Below are 2,873 nucleotides of genomic sequence, written 5' to 3' on the forward strand. Positions count from 1 at the left end.
ATGCATAAATTTTCAAACTTTGATAAAAATATAGAAATACTTGATTTCTTAGACATAGAATCAGCAAAAGCTTCAGAAGCATATTGCAGAGGTTCGCTATACAAGCTCACCGTTGTCATACCTGCCTATAACATCAGCCAATATGTTGAGGAAACTTGCAACGCTGTCATCGTAAATAGTCGTCACCTACCTCTTGAGATTGTATTGGTTAATGATGGGTCTACAGACGACACTAAGGAAGTTGCCTTCAAAATACTTGAAAGATCAGGCGTATCCTTTAAGATCATCTCTATTCCGAATTCTGGTTTATCAGCGGCTCGAAATGTCGGAATGGCATTTGCCTCATCCGAGTATATTGCCTTTCTCGATGGTGATGACTTAGTCGCGCCTGATATGTATGTCAAACTTATTTCGCTCGCCGACAAAGATAAATGTGATCAAGTATTCGCCCGTTCGTCAGCGTTCGACAACGCTATTCTTAATGACTACAACTTCTATGATTCTTGGGTCTGGGACATCATACTGAGTGGTTTGACAAGGCGTACCTTTGATCCCCTTCTTGAACCCGAGATTTTTATGATCGAGCCCAAGATATGCACAAGAATCTGGCGCACCACGTTTTTACGGGAACACAAGTTAGAGTTTCCCGAGGGAAAGATTTTTGAGGACATCGGCGTTCATCTCCAAGCGCTGGCATTGAGCAAGCGGGTTGGAATTATCGATGTTCAGGGTCTTCTTTATCGGGTTGGTCGCACAGGAGCGCTCACCCACGACAAAAGCCGCAGGCGCTTCGATGTGATTGAGAACATCAAATTAGCTCTAAAGTCCCGAGAACTGCGCGACCTCCCTGACATGGCAGGTGCATGCGCATTGATTGCTATTATTCGAATGGTGGATTGGTGTCGTTCTTCGGTTAATTTGCGAACAAGTTCTGAATTTGATCAACAGATTGTAACATGCTTTGACTTAATCCCCACGTCATGGATTCGGCTATTATCGAACATTGACGGTGATGCCTCAAAGCGGTTCCTGAACCTTTACAGTAGGGGCTTAACCAAACACGAACTGCTGTCACGATATTCGCTAATTCGGAAAGTCAGACGGCAAGCAAAAAAGAAGATGTGCGCTCGGCGCGGCTGGAGGGTGCTGGCACATGTTGCACCAAAGAGGGAACCTCATTTCGGTGATCGTCATCAGTTTAGCGATTATCGTCGCTATGGACCTATTTGGGCGATGCTCCCGTTCGATGGAATCGCTGTATTTCTCGCAGAACAAGCTCGAGAACGTGCACTCCGACTTTCCTTGGCTCGACCCGACGCCAAAATTTTTGTAGTTGACACACAAAACGACGAAACAAGCGCACTCCTAGCTAGACAAGAAAACATTGTAGTCTTTGAAAACAAAGAGGGGCTGCTCGCACACGCGGCGGACGCGCTTTCGATCATTCAGCTTCTAGACATCGGATTAGTGTGGGTTGCAGATGATCTTTATCCACTTAAAAAATTATCGATCGATTATGTCTATGGAGAAATTGATAGTCTTTCCGGGCAACCTGATCAAGTTTTGCCGATTCTACGGCAAATGGTAAGACGTGGATACCGCATAACGCAGAACGATGGGCAAAGTTTCGGCCACAAAAAAATTACTCCCAACGCTCCTGCGGTTTCAATTGTTGTTCCCGTATATAACGTCGAAAACTATCTTGAAGAATGTGTGTCTTCTCTTCATTGGCAGACGCTGCTTGATCGTGAAATTATCCTAGTCGATGATGGAGCTACAGACTCCTCTTCGAAGATGTGCGATGCCTGGGCAGCCAAGGACTCAACGATTCGTGTCATCCATAAGCCAAATGGGGGGTGTGCATCAGCTAGAATGGTTGGCTTGGAAGCGGCGCAGGGTGACTTCGTAACTTTCATTGATGGCGATGACTGGGTTGAGTTAGATATGCTGGAAAAGCTCCTTAATCTTTCTCTTAAAAGTGGCCATGACGTCGTCGAAGGTGGATGGTGTTTTGCATATCCAAGTGGCCAAAAAGAGGATCAAACGCCATTCGAGGTTTCGCAAACGGAAGCACGCTGGGGTGGCGTCCTGCGGCGATCCAACCCTGATGCAGTTGTGAGCCAGCCGACAATTTGGCGCAGACTCTATCGAACAAGCTTCTTAACTGATCAATCGATCGGCTTTGATATCAGACTCCGCCGGTTCGACGATATGCCTTTTCAATTCGAGACGCTCACACGTGCAGGTGATATTCCTTATCTCAACAAGTGCTTTGTGAATTATCGTCAGAACCGCGAGGGGCAAGATATCGGAGTCACGGATGACAGATTATTTATACACTTTCCCATACTAGGCTTAATGCGCGAAACTGCTGTAGCATCCGGCAGCAAGTTAGTCTATCTGCAGTTTTTAAAAATTCAGTTTAACACGCACATGTGGGCGATGTCCAAAATTTCATATAAATACAAAGACCAATATCGAAGTCTGATGGCGCGAGACTTGTTCGGATCTGAGCAATTCGGCTCATCATGCTCGAATTTACTTCGACTTTGGAAGTCTTTCAAAGACCAGCGGCGATTTGTAATGAAAATTTATTGGCTTTACCTACGCCAATCCAAATCAATCAGCTTGCCGAAGATTACGGAAACTCGTTAGGGTAGTTTTTGATTAGATGTTCAGTCAACACAGGACATCTTTAGTGATATTCGATTGGGTTGACGCTATCACAGTGATAGTTGACCTTCATTATCTATAATTCCATACGAAAATATCCGCTATGACAAATATTTCCCTCACCCTCGTCATTTGCACCTTTCACCGTCAGGAATTCGTATTGCGAAATTTATGCGGGCTGAAAGATGCCGGGGTTCTGG

1 protein-coding gene is annotated in these 2,873 nt (G+C 45.2%); it reads left to right on the plus strand.

The annotated features are described in order from the left end of the window. A partial coding sequence (locus WCO51_11870) for a glycosyltransferase (protein MEI6513951.1) occupies positions 1-2,655 on the plus strand: 2,655 nt, incomplete at its 5' end. Positions 2,656-2,873 lie beyond the last annotated feature (218 nt).

It is taken from the genome of bacterium (assembly GCA_037131655.1).
Lineage (GTDB): Bacteria > Armatimonadota > Fimbriimonadia > Fimbriimonadales > JBAXQP01 > JBAXQP01.